Annotated in this window: 17 protein-coding genes; 10 read left to right on the top strand and 7 right to left on the bottom strand. The window is 71.6% G+C overall.

Annotated elements, in window-relative coordinates:
* Positions 1-48 precede the first annotated feature (48 nt).
* Positions 49-519 (top strand): DUF3021 domain-containing protein, encoded by a 471-nt coding sequence (locus FGG90_RS08085; RefSeq protein WP_094128250.1) that lies wholly within the window; start codon positions 49-51, stop codon positions 517-519.
* A 15-nt stretch (positions 520-534) separates the two neighbouring features.
* On the opposite strand, the gene FGG90_RS08080 is transcribed toward FGG90_RS08085, so the two are convergent.
* Genes FGG90_RS08080 through FGG90_RS08070 form a run of 3 tightly spaced genes read right to left on the bottom strand, consistent with a single transcriptional unit; the run spans position 535 to position 3,271 of the window.
* Positions 535-1,068: a GNAT family N-acetyltransferase gene (locus FGG90_RS08080; protein WP_094128252.1), complete on the bottom strand. Its 534-nt coding sequence runs from the start codon at positions 1,066-1,068 to the stop codon at positions 535-537.
* A 49-nt stretch (positions 1,069-1,117) separates the two neighbouring features.
* Positions 1,118-1,738: an NAD(P)H-dependent oxidoreductase gene (locus FGG90_RS08075; protein ID WP_094128254.1), complete on the bottom strand. Its 621-nt coding sequence runs from the start codon at positions 1,736-1,738 to the stop codon at positions 1,118-1,120.
* A gap of 42 nt (positions 1,739-1,780) precedes the next feature.
* Positions 1,781-3,271 (bottom strand): dihydrolipoyl dehydrogenase family protein, encoded by a 1,491-nt coding sequence (locus FGG90_RS08070; protein ID WP_094128257.1) that lies wholly within the window; start codon positions 3,269-3,271, stop codon positions 1,781-1,783.
* A gap of 257 nt (positions 3,272-3,528) precedes the next feature.
* Here FGG90_RS08070 and FGG90_RS08065 point away from each other — a divergent pair, with 257 nt between their 5' ends.
* From FGG90_RS08065 to FGG90_RS08040, 6 genes are all read left to right on the top strand, one after another.
* Complete coding sequence (locus FGG90_RS08065; RefSeq protein WP_094128260.1) at positions 3,529-4,680, top strand: bifunctional 2-methylcitrate synthase/citrate synthase; 1,152 nt, start codon at positions 3,529-3,531, stop codon at positions 4,678-4,680.
* A 95-nt stretch (positions 4,681-4,775) separates the two neighbouring features.
* Entirely contained in the window at positions 4,776-6,353 is a 1,578-nt protein-coding gene (gene metG / locus FGG90_RS08060; protein WP_094128263.1) for a methionine--tRNA ligase, read from the top strand.
* 69 nt (positions 6,354-6,422) lie between these two features.
* Positions 6,423-7,373, top strand: coding sequence for a TatD family hydrolase (locus FGG90_RS08055; protein WP_094128266.1), 951 nt, complete (start codon positions 6,423-6,425; stop codon positions 7,371-7,373).
* Positions 7,370-8,272: a 16S rRNA (adenine(1518)-N(6)/adenine(1519)-N(6))-dimethyltransferase RsmA gene (rsmA, locus tag FGG90_RS08050; RefSeq protein WP_094128269.1), complete on the top strand. Its 903-nt coding sequence runs from the start codon at positions 7,370-7,372 to the stop codon at positions 8,270-8,272. Before FGG90_RS08055 ends, rsmA begins: the two co-directional genes overlap by 4 nt.
* Before the next feature lie 10 nt (positions 8,273-8,282).
* Positions 8,283-9,221, top strand: a complete 939-nt coding sequence (locus FGG90_RS08045; protein WP_094128272.1) for a 4-(cytidine 5'-diphospho)-2-C-methyl-D-erythritol kinase — start codon at positions 8,283-8,285, stop codon at positions 9,219-9,221.
* Between the two features lie 18 nt (positions 9,222-9,239).
* Complete coding sequence (locus FGG90_RS08040) at positions 9,240-10,127, top strand: DMT family transporter (RefSeq protein WP_094128275.1); 888 nt, start codon at positions 9,240-9,242, stop codon at positions 10,125-10,127.
* Here the strand turns inward: FGG90_RS08040 and FGG90_RS08035 are convergent.
* Positions 10,124-10,543, bottom strand: a complete 420-nt coding sequence (locus tag FGG90_RS08035) for a hypothetical protein (protein ID WP_094128278.1) — start codon at positions 10,541-10,543, stop codon at positions 10,124-10,126. The genes FGG90_RS08040 and FGG90_RS08035 overlap by 4 nt on opposite strands.
* A 207-nt stretch (positions 10,544-10,750) precedes the next feature.
* Between FGG90_RS08035 and FGG90_RS08030 the strand changes: the two genes are divergently transcribed.
* On the top strand, positions 10,751-11,302 hold the full coding sequence (locus tag FGG90_RS08030) for a hypothetical protein (protein ID WP_053775086.1): 552 nt from the start codon (positions 10,751-10,753) through the stop codon (positions 11,300-11,302).
* Positions 11,303-11,477: 175 nt separating this feature from the next.
* On the opposite strand, the gene FGG90_RS08025 is transcribed toward FGG90_RS08030, so the two are convergent.
* Positions 11,478-11,978 (bottom strand): CGNR zinc finger domain-containing protein, encoded by a 501-nt coding sequence (locus FGG90_RS08025; RefSeq protein WP_094128281.1) that lies wholly within the window; start codon positions 11,976-11,978, stop codon positions 11,478-11,480.
* 87 nt (positions 11,979-12,065) lie between these two features.
* On the opposite strand from FGG90_RS08025, the gene FGG90_RS08020 reads away from it, so the two are divergent.
* Complete coding sequence (locus tag FGG90_RS08020; protein WP_094128284.1) at positions 12,066-12,926, top strand: alpha/beta fold hydrolase; 861 nt, start codon at positions 12,066-12,068, stop codon at positions 12,924-12,926.
* A 12-nt stretch (positions 12,927-12,938) separates the two neighbouring features.
* Here FGG90_RS08020 and FGG90_RS08015 read toward each other — a convergent pair whose 3' ends face one another.
* On the bottom strand, positions 12,939-14,645 hold the full coding sequence (locus tag FGG90_RS08015; RefSeq protein ID WP_094128286.1) for a glycosyltransferase family 39 protein: 1,707 nt from the start codon (positions 14,643-14,645) through the stop codon (positions 12,939-12,941).
* A gap of 136 nt (positions 14,646-14,781) precedes the next feature.
* On the opposite strand from FGG90_RS08015, the gene FGG90_RS08010 reads away from it, so the two are divergent.
* Positions 14,782-15,831 carry a ThiF family adenylyltransferase gene (locus FGG90_RS08010; protein WP_237583257.1) on the top strand — a complete coding sequence of 350 codons (1,050 nt, stop codon included), beginning with the start codon at positions 14,782-14,784 and terminating at the stop codon, positions 15,829-15,831.
* Positions 15,832-15,882: 51 nt separating this feature from the next.
* Here FGG90_RS08010 and FGG90_RS08005 read toward each other — a convergent pair whose 3' ends face one another.
* Positions 15,883-17,562 carry a hypothetical protein gene (locus FGG90_RS08005; protein WP_133065146.1) on the bottom strand — a complete coding sequence of 560 codons (1,680 nt, stop codon included), beginning with the start codon at positions 17,560-17,562 and terminating at the stop codon, positions 15,883-15,885.
* Positions 17,563-18,827: the final 1,265 nt, after the last annotated feature.

Here is an 18,827-nt window from a genome sequence, read left to right as displayed (position 1 = left end):
CCGTCGCGCTGGGCGTCCGTGGTCGACTGGCCGGGATGAGGAGGCCCGATGCGGCGAGCGGACGACGCGGCACATCCCGGCACGGCGGATACCCGCGGCGCCGTCCGCGACGCGAGCGCCCCGCGCAACCCGCGCCTGCTCCTCCGCGCCGTGCTCCTCGGCGGGATCCCGCTCGCGGTCATGTCCGCGATCGGCGCCTACCTGCTCCTCGACGGCCGGACGGCGGACGGCCGCTCGACCCTCGCGGTGGGCGTCATCGTCGCCGCGACCGCCGCCGGCTCGCTCCTCTACCAGGTGCCCGGCTGCAGCCTCCCGCGGCAGTCGGTCGCCCACTTCGCGCTGATGCTCGTGACCGTCCTCCCGGCGCTCCTCCTCAGCGGCTGGTTCCCGGTGGACACCGCGGGCGGCGTGCTCACCGTCGTCGGGATCTTCCTCGCCGCGGGCCTCGTGCTCTGGACGACGCTGTACCTCGTGATGACGGCGGTCGAGCGGCGGCGGACTGCCCGCGCCTCGGCCTGATCCGGCGCCGGATCCTCAGAGGCGGACGACGCGGTACGTCTCGTCCACGGCGAACCCGGCGCGCGCGTAGAGCGGGATCGCCCGCGGGCTCGAGTGCACGCGGACGTACCGGCAGCCCGCGGCGCGTGCGTCCGCGAGCAGCGCCGCCACGAGCCGGGAGCCTGTCCCGGATCCGCGCAGCTCGGGGACGACGTAGACGGACTGGACGTCGCCGGACACCCGGCTCAGGTCGTCCGGCGTCGGCGGCCGGTCGGTCAGGGCCAGCCAGGCCAGGCCCACGACCACGCCGTCGAGCTCGGCGACGGTGCAGCGGTGCGACTGCGGATGCGCCGCGGCGAAGGCGGCGGTCGCGGCGACGTACCCCGCCTCGTCGGTGACGGGCGTCACGCCGCCCTCGTCGAGGGACCACCGCCAGCGGAGTCCGGCGACCGCCGGCACGTCCGCGGGGACGGCGGCGCGGATCGTGACCTCGCCGGCGCCAGCGCCGGTGCCGGGACGGGGCGGGGCGGCGGCATCGGGTCGGTCGGGACGCGGATCGTCGGCGGTCATGCTCCGACGCTAGGCGACACGGGGCGGCTCCCGCCGAGGGCCCGCGGGATCAGCCGACCGCCGCGACGACCTCGGCCACGGCCTGCTCCACCTCGGCGCCCACGGTGTCCCGGTCGCCCGACTCGGAGTCGTGCACGAACGCGGTCGCGCCCCGCCGCGCGCCGCAGTAGTCGAGGATCCCGTGCCCGATCTGCGTCTCGAACGCCGCGAGGTACCCGTGCCGGGCGAACGACTCCCGGCTCGTGCCGGAGACGGGCACGAGGTGCACGGTGAGGCGCTGCAGCCGCTTCTCGATGCGGCCGTCGTCGTCGATGCCGAACGCCCAGCCGGCGATGAAGGTGCGGTCGATCCAGCCCTTGAGCAGCGCCGGCATCGACCACCACCACACGGGGAAGACGAGCGCGACGTGGTCCACCGCGTCGAGGCGCGCCTGCTCGGCGAGGACGTCCGCGGGCGCGGGGGAGGCGCCCGCGTACGCGCTCCGGTCGGCCATGCCGAACACCGGGTCGAAGCCCTCCTGCGCGAGGTGCGCGGTCGTGACGCCGGATGCGCCGTGGCCGTCTGCTCCGCCGGGCCCGTCCGCCGAGCCGAGCGCCGCCTCCAGCCGGCGGGCGACCTCGTGGGTCAGGGAGTCGGGATCGGGGTGGGCCGTGACGATGAGCGCGGTCATGCGTCCATCCGACCACGCGCCGCCGGGCCGCCCGACCGCGCCTCAGTCGAGCTCGCCCGCCCGCTCGTCCTCCTGCAGCAGGCGCCGCGCCGCGATCCCGATGATCGCGCTGTAGGTGGGGTACGCGAACCGCACGTGCGCGAGGGTGGACACGTCGACGCCCGCGGCCATCGCGGTGGTGACCGACTGGATCACCTCGACCGCGTTCTCGCCCACCGCGTGCGCGCCGAGGATCAGCTCGCGGCGGCGGTCGGCGATGAGCAGCAGGAAGCCGGCCTCGCGGTCGTCGATCACGGCGCGGTCGACCTCGGCGAACGGCACGCGCGCCACGACGCACGCGCCGTCGCGCTCGCGCGCCTCCGCCTGGGTGAGGCCGACGCCGGCGTAGTCGGGGTCGGTGAAGCCGCCGGCCGGGAGGAGCTGCAGCGGGATCCGCCGGTTGACCCCGAGCACCGCGTTCTCCGCCGCGGCCTCGCCCTCCGACTGCGCGGCCTGCACGAGCATGTCCTTGCCGTTCGCGTCGCCCACCGCGAGGACGTGCGGCACGCGCGTGCGGAGGTACCGATCGACGGGGATCGCCGACCTCGTCACCTCGACCCCGGCGTGCTCGAGCCCGAGGTCCTCCACGTCGGCCGGCCAACCGGTGGCCATGATCACGGCGTCGAAGCTGGAGGACTGCGGACGGTCGCCCTCGCGCCAGAGCAGCGTGAGGGATCCGTCGCCCGTCCGGGTGAGGCCCGTCACCGTGTCGATGCCGGTGCGCACGCGCACGCCCTGCGCGGTGAAGGCGTCGGCGACGGCCTCCGAGATCGCCTCGTCGGACGCCGTGAGCACGCGCGGCGCGACGTCGAGCAGCGTGACCTCGGAGCCGAACGAGCGGAAGACCGTGACGAGCTGCGCGCCCGTGTTGCCCGCGCCGATGACGGCGAGGCGGCGGGGGATCCCCGGCAGCGCGAGCACGTCCTCGGGCACGGTCGCGAGCTCGGCGCCGGGCACGGGCAGGCGCTTCGAGTGGCCGCCGACGCACACGATGATCGAGCCCGCGGTGATGCGCCGGCCGCTGTCGAGCTCGAGCGTGCGGTCGTCGACGAAGCGCGCGCGGCCCTCGTGGACCAGCGTGACGCCCGCCGCCGCGAACCGCGCGGCCTCGTCCTTGAGCGAGCGCACGCGGTCGACCTGCTCGTGCACGCGCGCGACGATCGACGGCCAATGCGGCGCAGGCTCGCCCACCCCGATCCCGTTCTCGCCCGCGGAGCGCACCTCGCGCACGAGCCGCGCGGTCTTCGCGAGCACGCGCGTGGGCACGCACCCGGTGTTGACGCACGTGCCGCCGACGCGGCCGGCCTCCAGCACGACGACGGACGCGCCCAGCTCGGCGGCGCGGAGGGCGGCGGCGGTGCCCGCGGGCCCGGCGCCGATGACGGCGACGTCGTAGCCGTCGGGCTCGGTCGCGTCGTCGGGCTGCGCGTCGGCCGCGCGCTCGGCGGCCTCGGCCTCGGCGTCGGGATCGGCGTGGTCGGTGCTCTCGGGCATGGCGTCCTCCGGGTCGGCGCTGCTGCGCGGGCGGCGCCTCGGGTGCGCCTGCTCGTGAGGCTACCGAGGGGATCCGGCGGCGACCCGTGTGCGGAGGAGGCCGTCATCGGCGGGCGGATCCCGCGGCGCCTCCCCAGACCGCCGTCGTGCGTCCACCGCCTCGTCGTCGGCGCCCCTCGCCCCCGCACCACCCGCCCCGATACAGTGACGAGCGCACCCCGAGGCGACCCGATCCGCCCGACCGACGCGGGTGCGGCATGACGCGAAGGAGCACCATGGCCGACATCCGCAAGGGCCTCGCCGGGGTCGTCGTCGACACGACCGCGATCAGCAAGGTCGAGCCGGCCACCAACTCCCTCCTCTACCGCGGGTACCCCGTGCAGGAGCTCGCCGCCGCGTGCTCCTTCGAGCAGGTCGCGTACCTCCTCTGGCACGGCGAGCTGCCGACCGACGAGGAGCTCGCGCACTTCGAGAACCAGGAGCGCGCGGAGCGGCAGCCTTCCGCGGCCGTGCTGCGGATCATCGACGCGCTGCCCGTCGACGCGCACCCCATGGACGTGCTGCGCACCGCGGTCAGCGCGATCGGCGCCGCGGATCCCGCCCCCGACGACCACTCCGCGGACGCCGACCTCGAGCGGTCCGTGCGCCTCCTCGCGCAGATCCCCGTGCTCATCGCCTACGACCAGCGCCGCCGCCAGGGCCTCCCGCCGGTCGAGCCGCGCGACGACCTCGGCCTCGCCGAGAACCTGCTCCTCATGGTGCACGGCGACCGGCCCACCGAGGCCGACGCGAAGGCGCTCGAGGTGTCGCTCATCCTCTACGCCGAGCACTCCTTCAACGCCTCCACGTTCACGGCCCGCGTCATCACCTCCACCCTCGCCGACCTGCACTCCGCCGTCACGGGCGCGATCGGCGCGCTCAAGGGCCCGCTGCACGGCGGCGCCAACGAGGCGGTGCTCGAGACGCTCGACGAGATCGGCGACGCGTCCCGCGTGGAGGCCTGGCTCGACGAGGCGCTCGCCGCCAAGCGCAAGGTCATGGGCTTCGGCCACCGCGTCTACCGCGCGGGCGACTCGCGCGTGCCCACCATGAAGGCGGCGCTCGACGACCTCGTGGCGGCCCGCGTCGCCGACGGCGGAACGGCGGGGGAGTCGGCCACCCGCACCATGGAGCTGTACGACGCGCTCGAGCGCGGCATGGCCGAGCGCACGGGGATCCTGCCGAACCTCGACTACCCGTCGGGCCCCGCCTACGCGCTCCTCGGCTTCGAGACCCGCGCCTTCACGCCGCTGTTCGTGGCCGCGCGCGTCGTCGGCTGGACCGCCCACGTCGTGGAGCAGCGGGCGTCGAACTCGCTCATCCGGCCGCTCTCCGAGTACGACGGGCCGGCCGAGCGCCACCTGTCCTGACCGCCGACGACCCCGTCGGATCCACCGCAGGAGCCGCCCCGCGGGCCCCGGTCACACGGCCGGGAGCGCTCCCGCCGATCGTTAGGATGGAGCCCATGTCCCGCGGCGAGCCCTTCTACATCACCACGCCGATCTTCTACGTGAACGACGTCCCGCACATCGGGCACGCGTACACGGAGGTCGCCGCCGACGTCCTCGCCCGCTGGCACCGCCAGCGCGGCGACGACACCTGGTTCCTCACGGGCACCGACGAGCACGGGCAGAAGATCCTCCGCACCGCCACCGCGAACGACACGACCCCGCAGGCCTGGGCCGACCGCCTCGTCACCGAGAGCTGGCAGCCGCTGCTCGCGGCCGTCGACATCTCCAACGACGACTTCATCCGCACCACCGACGCCCGCCACGAGGAGTCGGTGAAGGTGTTCCTGCAGCGCCTCCACGACGCCGGGTACATCTACACGGGCGAGTACAAGGGCTACTACTGCGTCGGCTGCGAGGAGTACAAGCAGCCCTCCGACCTCCTCGAGGGCACCGGTCCGTTCGAGGGCCAGCTGGTGTGCGCCATCCACTCGAAGCCCGTCGAGCTGCTGGAGGAGAAGAACTACTTCTTCCGCATGAGCGACTTCGGCGAGCGGCTCCTCGCGTTCTACGAGGAGCGCCCCGACTTCATCCAGCCCGAGAGCGCGCGCAACGAGATCCTGTCGTTCGTCCGCCGCGGCCTGGAAGACCTGTCGATCTCGCGCTCCAGCTTCGACTGGGGCATCCCGATCCCGTGGGACGAGAGCCACGTCGTCTACGTGTGGTTCGAGGCGCTGATGAACTACGTCACGGCCATCGGCTACGGCGTGGACGACGAGGAGTTCCGCCGCCGCTGGCCCGCCACGCACCTCGTCGGCAAGGACATCCTCCGCTTCCACGCGGTCATCTGGCCGGCCATGCTCATGGCGCTCGGCGAGGAGCCGCCGCGCCGCGTCTTCGGCCACGGCTGGCTGCTCGTCGGCGGCGAGAAGATGTCGAAGTCGAAGCTCACGGGCATCGTGCCGCAGACCATCACCGACACCTTCGGCATCGACGCGTTCCGCTACCACTTCATGCGCGCCTTCGCCTTCGGGCAGGACGGCTCGTTCAGCTGGGAGGACCTGTCGGCCCGCTACCAGGCCGAGCTCGCCAACGGCTTCGGCAACCTGTCCTCCCGCGTGATCGCCATGGTCGGCCGCTACTTCGACGGCCGGATCCCGGAGGCGAACGCGCTCACCGAGGCCGACGAGCGCGTGCTCTCGGTCGCGCGCTCCGCGGCGGAGACCGCCGACGAGGCCATCGAGCGGCTCGCCATCCACGAGGCGCTCGCCGCCGTGTGGACGCTGGTCGACGAGCTCAACGGCTACATCACGAGCCAGGAGCCGTGGGCCCTCGCCAAGAAGGAGGACGGCCGCGCGCGCCTCGAGACCGTGCTGCACACCGCGGTCCGCGGCCTCGGCACGCTCGCCGTGCTGCTCGCGCCCGTGCTGCCCGGCGCCACCGCGAAGCTCTGGACCGCGCTCGGCGGCACCGGCACGGTCGGCCAGCAGCGCATCGACCTCGCCGACGAGTGGACCGGATCCGGCACCGTCACCCCGCTCGAGGCGCCGCTGTTCCCGCGCATCGAGCAGGAGCCGGCGACGCCCGCCGCCTGACCCGTCGCCCGTCGTCCGGGGGCCGCGCCCCGCCGGGCGACGCACCCTCCCGTCGGTAGAGTGAGCGCGATGTCCGAATCGAACTACGTGCGCCAGCGCGACACCTCCTCGGCCCACGGCCAGACGCGCGATCTCACGTACCCGCCGCTGCCCGAGGCGCTCACGGTCCCCGTCTACGACAACCACACGCACCTCGAGATCGCGGACGGCGAGTCGCCCATCGACTTCACCGAGCACCTCGACCGGGCGAGCTCGGTCGGCGTCCGCGGCGTGATCCAGGTGGGCGGCGACCTCGAGACCTCGCGCTGGTCGGCGGAGACCGCCGCGCACGAGCCGCGCATGCTCGCGGCCGTCGCGATCCACCCGAACGAGGCCCCGGCCTACGAGGAGGCGGGCACGCTCGACGACGCGCTGGCCGAGATCCACGAGCTGGCCGGACGCCCGCGCGTGCGCGCCGTCGGCGAGACCGGGCTCGACTTCTTCCGCACGGGCGAGGACGGCCGTGCGGCCCAGCAGCGCTCGTTCGAGGAGCACATCCGCATCGCCAAGGAGCGCGGCATCGCCCTCCAGATCCACGACCGCGACGCGCACGACGAGGTCGTCGCCACCCTGCTGCGCGTCGGCGCCCCCGAGCGCACCGTCTTCCACTGCTTCTCCGGCGACGAGGACCTCGCCCGGATCTGCGCCGAGAACGGCTGGTACATGTCGTTCTCCGGCACGGTCACCTTCAAGAACTCGCACGACCTCCGCGAGGCGCTGGCCTTCGCGCCGCGCTCGCTGCTTCTCGTGGAGACGGACGCGCCGTTCCTCACGCCCGTGCCGTTCCGCGGCCGGCCGAACGCGCCGTACCTGATCCCGAACACGCTCCGCGCCATGGCCGCGCACCTCGGCACCGACGTGTCGATGCTCGCCGCGCAGATCTCCTCCAACACCGAGCTCGTCTACGGACGCTGGGACGACGAGCCCGTGACGTCGCCCGCGAAGGACCCCGCCGAGCTCGACCCGGCGGGCCGCGCGTGAGCGACGAGACGGCACCCGCCGCGCCCGCTCCCACGCTCCTCGGCCCCGCCGAGATCCGCGACCTCGCCGAGCTGCTCGGCGTCGCGCCCACCAAGAAGCTCGGCCAGAACTTCGTCATCGACGCGAACACCGTCCGTCGCATCGTGCGCGTCGCCCGCGTCGAGTCCGGCACGCATGTGGTCGAGGTCGGCCCCGGCCTCGGATCCCTCACCCTCGGGCTCCTCGAGACGGGCGCGAGCGTCGTGGCGGTCGAGATCGACGGCCGCCTCGCCGAGCAGCTGCCGATCACGGTGGGCCTCTACCAGCCGGACGCCGACCTCACCGTCGTGCACGAGGACGCGCTCCGCGTCACCGAGCTGCCCGGGGACCCCACCGCGCTCGTCGCCAACCTCCCGTACAACGTCTCGGTGCCGGTGCTGCTGCACCTGCTCGAGCACTTCCCGGCGATCCGCACGGGCGTCGTCATGGTGCAGGCCGAGGTCGGGCACCGCATCGCCGCGGCACCCGGATCCAAGGTCTACGGATCGCCCAGCGTCAAGGCCGCCTGGTACGGCGCCTGGCGCACCGCCGGGCAGGTCAGCCGCCAGGTGTTCTGGCCGGTGCCGAACGTCGACTCCGTGCTCGTCGCGTTCGAGCGGCATGCCGAGCCCTTCGCCTCGGAGGAGCTGCGGAAGCGCACCTTCCGGATCGTGGACGCCGCGTTCCAGCAGCGCCGCAAGATGCTGCGCCAGGCCCTCGCCGAGCTGCTCGGCGGGAGCGAGGCGGCATCCGCGCTCCTCGAGGCCGGCGGGGTCGCCCCCACTTCGCGGGGCGAGCAGCTGAGCGTCCACGACTACCTCCGCGTGGCCCGTGCCTGGGCCGATCGGGACGGGGTCGGAGTGCCTCTCAGCCTCCGCTAGGTTGGAGCACATGACCTCCGCGGCCAGCACCTCAGATGTGGTGCACGCGCGGGCCCCGGGCAAGATCAACGTGTCCCTCACGGTCGGCGCCCTGCAGGAGGACGGCTACCACGACGTCGCCACCGCGTACCAGGCCGTGAGCCTCTACGAGGACGTGTACGCCACCCGGTCCGACGGCTTCTCGGTGGAGTTCGGCGGGTCCATCGACACGTCGCACCTCACGGTCGGCGCCGACAACCTCGCCATCCGCGCCGCGCGCCTGCTCGCCCGGAGCACCGGGTACCGCGGCGGGGTGCACCTGCGCATCGAGAAGAACGTGCCCATCGCGGGCGGCATGGGCGGCGGATCCGCGGACGCCGCGGCCACCCTCCTCGCCTGCGACACCCTCTGGGGCACCGAGCGCACGCGGGACCAGCTGCTCGCCCTCGGCGCCGAGCTCGGCGCGGACGTGCCGTTCGCGCTCGCCGGCGGCACCGCCATCGGCACGGGCCGCGGCGACCGCCTCAGCCCCGCGCTCGCCAAGGGCACCTTCCAGTGGGTGCTCGCCATCGCCGAGTTCGGCGTCTCCACGCCCGACGTCTACGGCGAGCTCGACAAGCACCGCGAGCGGCACGCGCAGGACATCTTCCCGGCGCAGCAGATCCCGCAGGTCGACTCGGGCGTGCTGCAGGCGCTGCGGGCGGGGGATCCGCACATGCTCGCCGAGGTCCTGCACAACGACCTCCAGGCGCCCGCGCTCCACCTCGCGCCCGGCCTCGGCGAGGTGCTGCAGCTCGGCGAGGAGAACGGCGCGCTCGCGGGCATCGTCTCGGGATCCGGCCCCACGGTCGCGTTCCTCGCGGCGGACCTCGACGGCGCGCTCGAGCTGCAGATCGCGCTGAGCGCCGCCCGCCTCACGGTCATCCGCGCCACGGGGCCCGTGCACGGCGCCCGCATCATCACCGGCTGAGCCGGCCCGCTCCACCCCATGCGCACGATGCTGCCCCGCGCCGTCCGGCCGACGCGCCCCGAGTGGGCGCTCATCGGCATCACGGCGATCTGGGGCGGCACGTTCCTCGCCGTGCACGTGGCGATGGAGCACAGCGGGCCGCTCTTCTTCGTGGGGCTGCGCTTCCTCGCGGCCGGGCTGATCAGCGCCATCGTCTTCCGGCGGGCGCTCGGCGGCATGCGCCGGGTCGACCTCGGCGCGGGCGCGGCCATCGGCGCCATGATCTTCCTCGGCTACGGCCTCCAGACGTACGGCCTGCAGACCATCCCGAGCAGCACGTCGGCCTTCATCACCGCGCTCTACGTGCCGCTCGTGCCGCTGCTCCAGTGGGCCGCGTTCCGGAGGCGGCCGAGCGCTCTCGCCCTGGTCGGGGTGGCGCTCGCGTTCGTCGGGCTGCTGCTCGTCGCGGGTCCGCAGGAGGGCGTGGCATTGGGGACGGGGGAGCTGGCGACGCTCGTCAGCACGCTCCCGATCGCCGCGGAGATCATCCTCATCGGCCTGTTCGCGGGTCGCGTCGACGTGGGGCGGGTGACCGTGGTGCAGCTCCTCGTGGCCGGCGCCCTCGCCCTCGTGTGCATGCCCGTGGCGGGCGAGGCGATCCCGGCGTTCTCGTGGGTGTGGCTCGTGGCGGCGCTGGCGCTGGGGGCGAGCAGCTGCCTCATCCAGCTCACGATGAACTGGGCGCAGCGCTCCGTCTCGCCCACGCGCGCGACGATCATCTACGCGGGCGAGCCGGTCTGGGCGGGCGTCGTCGGTCGCGTGGCGGGTGAGCGGCTGCCCGCGCTGGCGATCCTCGGCGCGGCGCTCATCGTCGCCGGCACGCTGGTCAGCGAGCTGCGGCCGCGGGTGGCGCGGGAGCCCGGCTAGCCCACGGCCCCCGTCGCGCGGAGGTGGCGGATCAGGTCCTCCGGCCCGGCGCACATCACCTCGAACGCGAGGTGGAGGGTCTCGGATCGCTCCGCCGCGCCGACCGCGACGCACGGCTTCCCGAGGCCGTACGCGATGCCGGCCTCCATGTGCGCGGCGGCGCCGGCGGGCAGCACGAGCACGAACCGGTCGGCGGCCCGCAGCGCGGCGAGGTCCTGCTCGAACAGGCGGAGGATCCCCGGGGCGTCGAGGTCGGCGTCGTCGGCCCCGCCCGGAACCGCGAAGGCGGCCGCCTCCCCGTCGTAGGCGGCGTGGACGAAGCAGTACGACCGCGCGCCGACGCCGTCGAGTGCGGTGACGACCTCCGCGACGGCATCCCGGTTCCGCCAGCTGCCGGCGACGAAGAAGGTGCTCACGCAGGCGACGGTACGGGGTCGTCGGGCGGTCGCGGTGGCCGGGGCCCCGTGTCGCGGCCTGCGCGACGAGCGGTCCGTCTCCCGTCGACCACCGGGCCACCGGGACGAGGGCGTGCCTGTGAGCGCACCGGACGCCCGGATCCACGCCTCGCCTAACCTCCCCGTGCGCATCCGCTCGTCCCCCCATCCGCACACCCTGGAGGATCCATGCACATCGTCATCCGCACCGCGGCCGCGGCCGCCATCGCCCTCACCGGCGGCCTGTCCCTCGGACTCGCCGCGCCCACCACCGCCCACGCCGCCCCGCACGCGGCCACGTCCGTCGCCCACCGCGCTCCGGCAGCGTCCGCGGATCCGAACGCCCGCGTCGCGTTGCCGGCACCCGTCCGCCTCACGGGACCCGACGACGGAACGGACCAGCTCACCGTCCAGGTGTCGCAGCGGGCGACCTGCGTCGGCACGACCAAGTGCGTCGCCTTCCGCGGCACCGGCGTCCCCGACCAGACCGTGGTCGTCACGTACCAGGTCACCAAGGACCCGCTGTACTCCAACCGCGGGGCGGCCGGCTTCGCCACCGTCTCCAAGCGCGTGCACGTGGACGGCACGGGCGACTGGTCGCTGACGACCGACTTCTCGAACCCCGTCATCACGAAGGACGCCGCCGGTCACCGGGAGCTCGACTACCACGTGGTCCAGTCGAAGGACGTCACCACGCTGCAGGCCACCGCGCGGTTCGCGGGCAGCATCCCGCTCCGCTGATCGTCCCCGCGGCGCCCGAGCGGGCTGACGTCACCGTCGGTCCGGTCGGGGACCGCACATGATCCGCCCGCTCCACCACGAGGGGCCCGACGCCAGAGCGCCGGGCCCCTCGTGCGTGCGCGGCCGATGCCCGCCGCGAGGCCGACGCCGGGCCGGCGCCCGGCCGGTGCCCGGGTCAGCGCGTCCGCTGGGCGTGCGCGCGCGCCTTCATCCGGTTGCCGCACGTGGACATGGAGCACCACCTCGCCGTGCCCGGGCGGCTGTGGTCGACGAGGAACAGCTCGCACTCGTCGTTCGCGCACGGGCGGAGGCGGCCGGGCAGCCGGGCGGCGACGCTGGACCAGGCGAGCACGGCCTCCACCGGGAGCCGGTCGTCGCGGGGCGCGGAGAGCTCCCAGGCCACGCCGTCGGCGGACACGCGCGGCGTGCGCACGGCACCGTCGACGACGGCCGCGAGCTCCTCGACGGCGGGGGGTGCCGCGCCGCCCCCGCGGACGACGGCCTGGATCGCATCGCGGGCCCGGCGGAGGCGCTCGAGCTCGGCGGCGGTGCCGGTGCCGCCCCAGGTGCGCGCGAGCTGGCGGCCGGATGCGCCGGCCAGCCGGTCCTCGCGCCGCCCGTCGACCACCGGCGCGCTGTTCAGCACGGCCAGCAGCAACTCCTCGTCCCGGTCCACCGGCTCCTCGATCCTCCGCGCACGGGCGGCGCGATGGATCCATGCTACCGTCTCGCTAACCACCAAAACAACTCGAAGGGGTTAGCCATGGCCACCGTCCACCACCGCACCGTCTCGATCGACGGGCTCGACGTCTTCTGGCGCGAGGCCGGACCCGCGGACGCACCCGTGCTCCTGCTCCTCCACGGCTACCCGTCGAGCTCGCACATGTTCCGGCACCTGATCCCCGCGCTCGCGGGCCGCTTCCGTGTCATCGCGCCGGATCACCTCGGGTTCGGGCGCTCGTCCGCGCCGTCCGTCGACGACGTCGGGTGCACGTTCGCCGCGCTCGCCGACATGACCGGCCGCTTCCTCGCCGCCATCGGGGTCTCCCGGTACGCGATCTACGTGCAGGACTACGGCGCCCCCGTCGGCTGGCGCCTGGCGCTCGCCGATCCGGCCGCGGTCACGGGCGTCATCACGCAGAACGGGAACGCCTACGAGGAGGGCTTCGTGCCGTCGTTCTGGGATCCGATCTGGGCCGACGCCGCCGAGCGCACCGACGCCACGCGCGACGCCCTCCGCCCGGCCCTCGGTCGCGCGGCCGTCGAGTGGCAGTACACGCACGGCGTGCCGGACCCGTCGGTGGTGGATCCGGACGCCTGGGAGCACGACCTCGCGCTCCTCGCCCGGCCGGGCCAGGACGACGTGCAGCTCGCGCTCTTCCGCGACTACGCCACGAACCGCGAGCTGTACCCCGCGGTGCACGCGTGGCTCCGGGAGTCCCGGGTGCCGCTGCTCGTGATCTGGGGACGGAACGACGAGATCTTCGCGGCGGCGGGAGCGGAGGCGTTCCGTCGGGATGCGCCGCACGCGCGGATCGAGCTGGTCGACGGCGGGCACTTCCTGCTCGAGTCGCACCTCGACCTCGTGGTCCGGACGATCGGCGAGTGGCAGGACGCCGTGTGAGACCCGCCCGGATCAGCCCGCCGCGACCCGCTCGTACCGCTCGACGCTCGCGTTCATCACGTGCCAGTCGTCGGTCTTGGCGAAGCCGCGCGGGGTGAGGGCCTCAGCCACGTCGTCTCGGATGTCCTGCTTGTCGCTCGTGACGAGCCACACGACGTCGGCGCCGTCGACCTCGTCGACGCGGTCGGCCAGCGGGTACGTCTCCTCCCAGAGGCCGTCGGTGTCGCCGGGCGGCGTGCGCAGGAGGATGTCGTCCATGCCGCGGAACGCGTCGGGGTAGGAGTACCCGACGATGCGCGAGGTCGCCTTGGGGTGCCGGCGCACGGGCCCGAAGATCACGGCCTCGCTCGTGCCGGGCGCCTCCTGCGCGCGCTCCTCGGACACGATCCGCGCGATGGCGGCCCAGTCGGAGTCGGCCTTCCGGGTGGTGGTGCGGTCGTGCACGAGCTGCATCACCGAGAGCGCCACGAGCACGGCCGTGACGGCGGCGACGAGCGGCTTCCACCGGAGTGCGAGGATCCCGACGGCCATGAGCATCGCGAACGCGGGCGCCGTGTATGCCATGTAGCGCGGCGAGTACAGCGGCGACATGAGCGTGGACGCGCCGATGAGCAGCAGCGTCGGCACGACGAACCAGACGACCGCGAGCTGCAGGATCGTCGGCGACCACCCGGCGTGGAGGTACGCCGACTCGTACTCGGCGAGGGCGCCCTCCGGCTCCACGCGCGAGGCCAGGCGGGCGCGCACCAGGCGGATCCCGCGCCGCACCAGCAGCGCGAGGCCCACGAGCGCCAGCGCCCAGGCGAGGAAGCCGAAGACGTCGTTCTGGTAGAAGAGCTGCGTCGAGATCACCTGCGTGATCGTGTTCGGGCCGATGGGCTTGATCCAGCCGACCTGGCCCGACTGCTCCGTCACCACGCGCACGAGCGGCAGCGACAGCAGCCCGGCGGTGATCGAGGCGAGCGCCCAGCCGAGCAGCGACACGACCATGGGGCGCCGGCTGCGGCGGCCGGCGCGCGCGGAGGCGATGGCCCAGAGGATCACGACGCCGTGCGCGCCGACGAGCAGCGCCAGGTACACGAACGTGGACGCGCCGAGCCACGCGAGCAGCCCGTAGAGCGCCCACCACCTGGCCTGCACCTGCCAGCGCGCGCCGGCCCGGCGGGCCGCGAGCACCAGCGTGATGGTGAGCGCGACGGCGATCAGGGTGCCGAGCGCGAAGGACCGGCCTTCCGTGCCCATCCAGGCCGAGCGCGGGATCACGACGAAGGCCAGCCCGGCGACGATGCCCGTGGCGCGCGTCGAGACGGTGCGGGTGAGGAGCACGACCCCGGCGGCGGCGAGGCCGATGAAGACGGCGCTCGGGAACCGGAGCGAGGTGGGGGAGTAGCCGACCAGCTCGAACCACACCTTCATGCCCGCGTAGTAGAGGCCGTGGACGGCGTCGACCGTGCTGAGCTCGCGGAGGAGGTCGTCCCAGCCGCGGGTGGCGGAGATCACGGTGGCGGCCTCGTCGTACCAGACCGAGGGCGCGCCGGCGAGGGGGAGCGCGAGCAGGAAGCCGAGGAGCCCGATGAGCCAGGCGTCGCCCCAGCGGCGGTGGTGGAAGCGGCCGAGGGGGCCCGAGGGACGCCCGCCGCGGGGACCGTCGGCGGGCCGTCGTACGCTGGGTCCGGTCGACGCGGGTCCGCGTCCGCCGTCCGTACGGAGGTCTGTCATGGGGTCGTCTCTGCCGCTCGTCGATCTGGACGGCACGCACCCCGGAGGGCGGGGCCTGGGTGGTCATGGCTCCGGGCAGGATGCGCACGAGCGGCGCGAACGGCACTCCCGGCACCTCGCCCTTCCCGGCATCGGGATGGGGGGTCAGTCCCGCATCGACCAGGCGCGCGTGCTCGTGATCGGCGCGGGCGGACTGGGCTCCCCGGTGCTGCAGTACTTGGCCGCAGCGGGGATCGGGACCCTGGGAATCGTAGACGACGATGCTGTGGACCTCTCCAACCTCCAGCGCCAGACCATCCACGGCACGCCCGACGTCGGCCGGCCGAAGACCTCGTCAGCGGCGGATTCCGTGCACCGCACCGACCCCGGCATCGAGGTCGTGGAGCACGCCGAGCGGCTCACGAACGACAACGCCCTCCGGATCCTCGGCGGATACGACGTGGTCGTCGACGCCACCGACAACTTCGCCACGCGGTACCTCATCAGCGACGCCGCCGCGCTCGTCGGCGTCCCGTGCGTGTGGGGATCCGTGTACCGCTGGGACGCGCAGGTCACCGTCTTCTGGGATGCCGCGCCCGACGGCCGCGGTATCGACTACCGCGACGTGTTCCCGGAGCCGCCGGCCGACGGCGCCGTGCTCTCCTGCGAGGAGGCGGGCGTGTTCGGCGCGGTGTGCGGCACGGTCGGTGCGCTCATGGCGACCGAGGTCATCAAGCTCGTCACGGGTGCGGGGACGCCGCTGATCGGCCGGGTGGTCGTGCTCGACGCGCTCGCCGGCACCAGCCGCACCATCGGCGTGAAGCGCGCGAAGGGCCGCCAGCGGGTCACGGCGCTCGCCGACTACGACCTGTTCTGCGGCGTGGGCGCGGCCACCGACGGCACCGAGCTCGACGCGGAGGAGGTGGAGCGGATCCTCGCCTCCGACGAGCAGGTCGTGCTCCTCGACGTGCGCGAGCCCGACGAGCGCCTCGTCGACTCCATCCCCGGCCACGTCGCGGTGCCGGTGCGCATCGTCACGGTGGATCCGGGTGCGGTGCCCGGCGCGATCACCGACCGGGTCATCGTCTACTGCGCGTCGGGCGTGCGTTCGCGGGCGGCCGCGGCCGCGCTCCGCGAAGCCGGGCGCGATGCGGTGAGCCTGCGCGGCGGCATCCAGTCGTGGCGGAGCGTGGCGGGGCGGGCGTGAGTGGTTGTGTCCACACTTGAGTCGGCCCCATAAGAAACACGCGACGACATATCAAATCTGTCTCACAGCCCGAGTGAAGCCTGCCGCAAAAAGGGCTGTAAGTGCCCAGCCTAGAAGTGTTAGAACGACGCCTACAAGTGACAAAAGCTCACCCGCTCCACTATCTACCAGCAGGCATCGCGCACCTGTGTTGGTCCGAACTAGAGGAATTACCATATCTACCGCGATCTTGAATTGTTGTGTGAAGTTGCAGGGGCCTTTGTTTTCTAAGGTTTGTGTGGCGTCGGGATTGACCACGAGGAGCATGAGCGCGGCAAGGAAGACGCCGAGGACGCCAATAAGGGCGCGCCATGGCTGATATCCGTATCTTAGGCTGGCTTTCGTAAAAATGTTCCATGCGCGTGTTGGTGCCGGCAAGTGGCCACGGACAACCCGGTCGTCTAGCTGCGTGATAACTGCTTTCTTTGCATCCGCGTCATGGCCCAGTGCCCGGCTTACTGACGCCAATATCTGGTAGGGCTGTGGGCGGTAGTTGGGGGTGCCATTCTTGAGTAAGAAAAGCCATGCATCAAAGCCGACGGTTGGGTAGCTTGTGAAAGTCAACCCGTCAACTGCCCATTGCGCACCATCTAGAGCCTTCTTAATACTTCCTTCCTCCAGCGCAATGGTGCCCCTGACTTCCGTCCGTTGAAGGTTAACGACGCTGTAGCCGGCTGCGCCCAATGTCTCCAATTCGCCGTCTATTTGCAAATTGCCTCCAATGGAGCCCTCAATCACTACCAGCGCTGGCCCTGTCATATTCGCCACCTTTGCCCCCCGGAAACTCACGGCGCCTCCAACAGTTGAGGATGCTAAGCGGACTGCGCCCAGTTCTCCCTCGCCAAAAGCAGCGAACAAGGAGGCAAATATGGCATCACCGTCAATCTGAGACCGCGTTATATTTATAGCCGGGCCCTCGTGGTTTTCGTGAAGGGAGTCGCGCATAATCAACTGACCTTTTATTTTGCTACCGTACAATCCCAACCCGGCTCGCTTGCTGCGAGAAACCGCACGGAAACCCCTATTGAAAAAGACCGTTCCCGACACGGTCAGACCCTCCGCAAGAAACGCCGGCCCTGCCTGGTTCACAAGTCGAGCGGAACCAAATGCCAGGGTGTTTCCAATTTCAGCATGTAAAAGCCTTATGGCACCCAGGCTCGAATGACCTATCGCCTTAAATCCGTTAGACATGAATATTCCCCCTGCGGAGACCAGTCCGTCTCCGATGAATGCAGGTCCTGATTCATTTAAAAGGTGAGCACTTTTCATGGCGAGTTGACCGTTTATATTCGTTCTGATCATCCGGAGGGTGCCTCCTGCTCCGGCCCCTCTGGCTTTAAAGCCCCCGTTCAATAGAACGTTGTTGCTAAAGACGGCGCCGCTGCAGTCCATAGCGGAGGCGATGTCATTTTCGAGGAGCGCTCCAGGCATTCTTAGGTGGCCTGAGATGCGCGCTCGCTGAAGTTCGAATGTTGTGCCCTTGCTGATGGAGATGAATCTCGCTTTTGTAAGGGTGACATCACTCGCGATGACAGCATTTGTAATGTTTAGCGCGCCAGTCTGAAGGGTGGAGATAGTAGTCTCTGCGAGGTTGAGTGTGCCCAATTTTGATTCGCTGAGGTCCACAGCCGCACGGTTGTCACGGAATTCACCCTCTAGGACAAGGCATCGTTGAAGCGTTATGGAGGGCATGGTGAGCCCCTGGCCTCTTAAGCCACTCGGTAGGAAGCAGTTAGTTAAATCCAGTGCAATATGTGAATCAACGAGGTCGAGGTCTAGCTGACCGACTAAGCGCACACCCTTCATGCGTATGCCGTGTGGGTCTGGCGTCGCGGTCTTGCTGTTTTGACCGCGCAGTATATCCCTGACTACGCTTGCCCTGACGTCGCGACTTGAAGACCAAGATCGCATTCCGGCTTCGCTGGCACGGCCGGTTGAATGAGCACTGTCAAGGTCAAAAACAAGCCCGTGCAACACGTGGTGAATCAGACTGGTCTCATTTGCTGTTAAAGGCGGGCGCCTCTGCTCGCGGTACTTTGAAGCGTCTTGTGGCCGATCGTCGGCAGGCATAGGGTCTCCTGTTCGTGCGGGCTTGTAGCCCGATGCGCTAGCAGCGAGCTTCTCACTTCACGAGACTGGGGCAATGCCCCCAAATCGAGGAAGAGACCTTCGGTGACTCGTGTAGGCCTTTGGAGAGCGGGAACACCGTCACCGCGATCTGGGTAAGGCAGCCGACAACGTACCTGTGGTCTGCGGTGGGCATCGCCCGTACGCCGTAGGTCTGAGGGGTTACGGAGACGCATGATCCACCGTCCGTCCGTCCGTCCTGCTATCCGGACGTCCGGCGTGGGCCGTGCCCGTGCCGCACGGCATGACATGACAGTCACTGAGACCGGAGGGGCGTGATGGACGCGCAGAGCGGTCGGGGCGTCGCAGGGGCTGGATGGCGCTGGACGTGGGCTAGGTCATCCCTACCGGTGTACGCGCCATTAGCGTCGCTGGGTGGGCGCGGGTATCTCAAGAGAGCCGCGAAGGAGGTTGTCGAGAATCTTGCCGTGAGGAAGCGGCATTCACATGACGAGGTGTCGCCGCCTGCACAACCATGGACGGCGATGATTGCTTACTGTCGCCGTCCGTCCGAGCGACCGACCGACCTAATCGAGTACGGGGGAGGCGCTCGCGGGCCGCTTCGTCAACGTGCAGGTGCTGTTCCACCAGGCGGGCCTGCCGAGCACGATCCTGCTGGCCGAGGTCGGCGTGAACCGTCCCCTCCGCGGCGAGGTGCCGGCGTTCCCGTACCCGCCGGCCCTGCGCGCGTCCGCGCCCGAGATCTGGTGGCAGCGCGCCGAGCTCACGCTGCACTACGCCCGCGAGGGCCACGCCCGCCACGGTCGGGTCGCGCAGTGCGCCGGTCTCCTCTCGGTGGCGGCGTGCTCCGCGGCGCACGCGATCCTCGC

The organism is Clavibacter michiganensis subsp. tessellarius (assembly GCF_021922985.1).
GTDB classification, from domain to species: Bacteria; Actinomycetota; Actinomycetes; order Actinomycetales; family Microbacteriaceae; genus Clavibacter; species Clavibacter tessellarius.
This window is presented reverse-complemented; position numbering and strand designations above follow the sequence as displayed.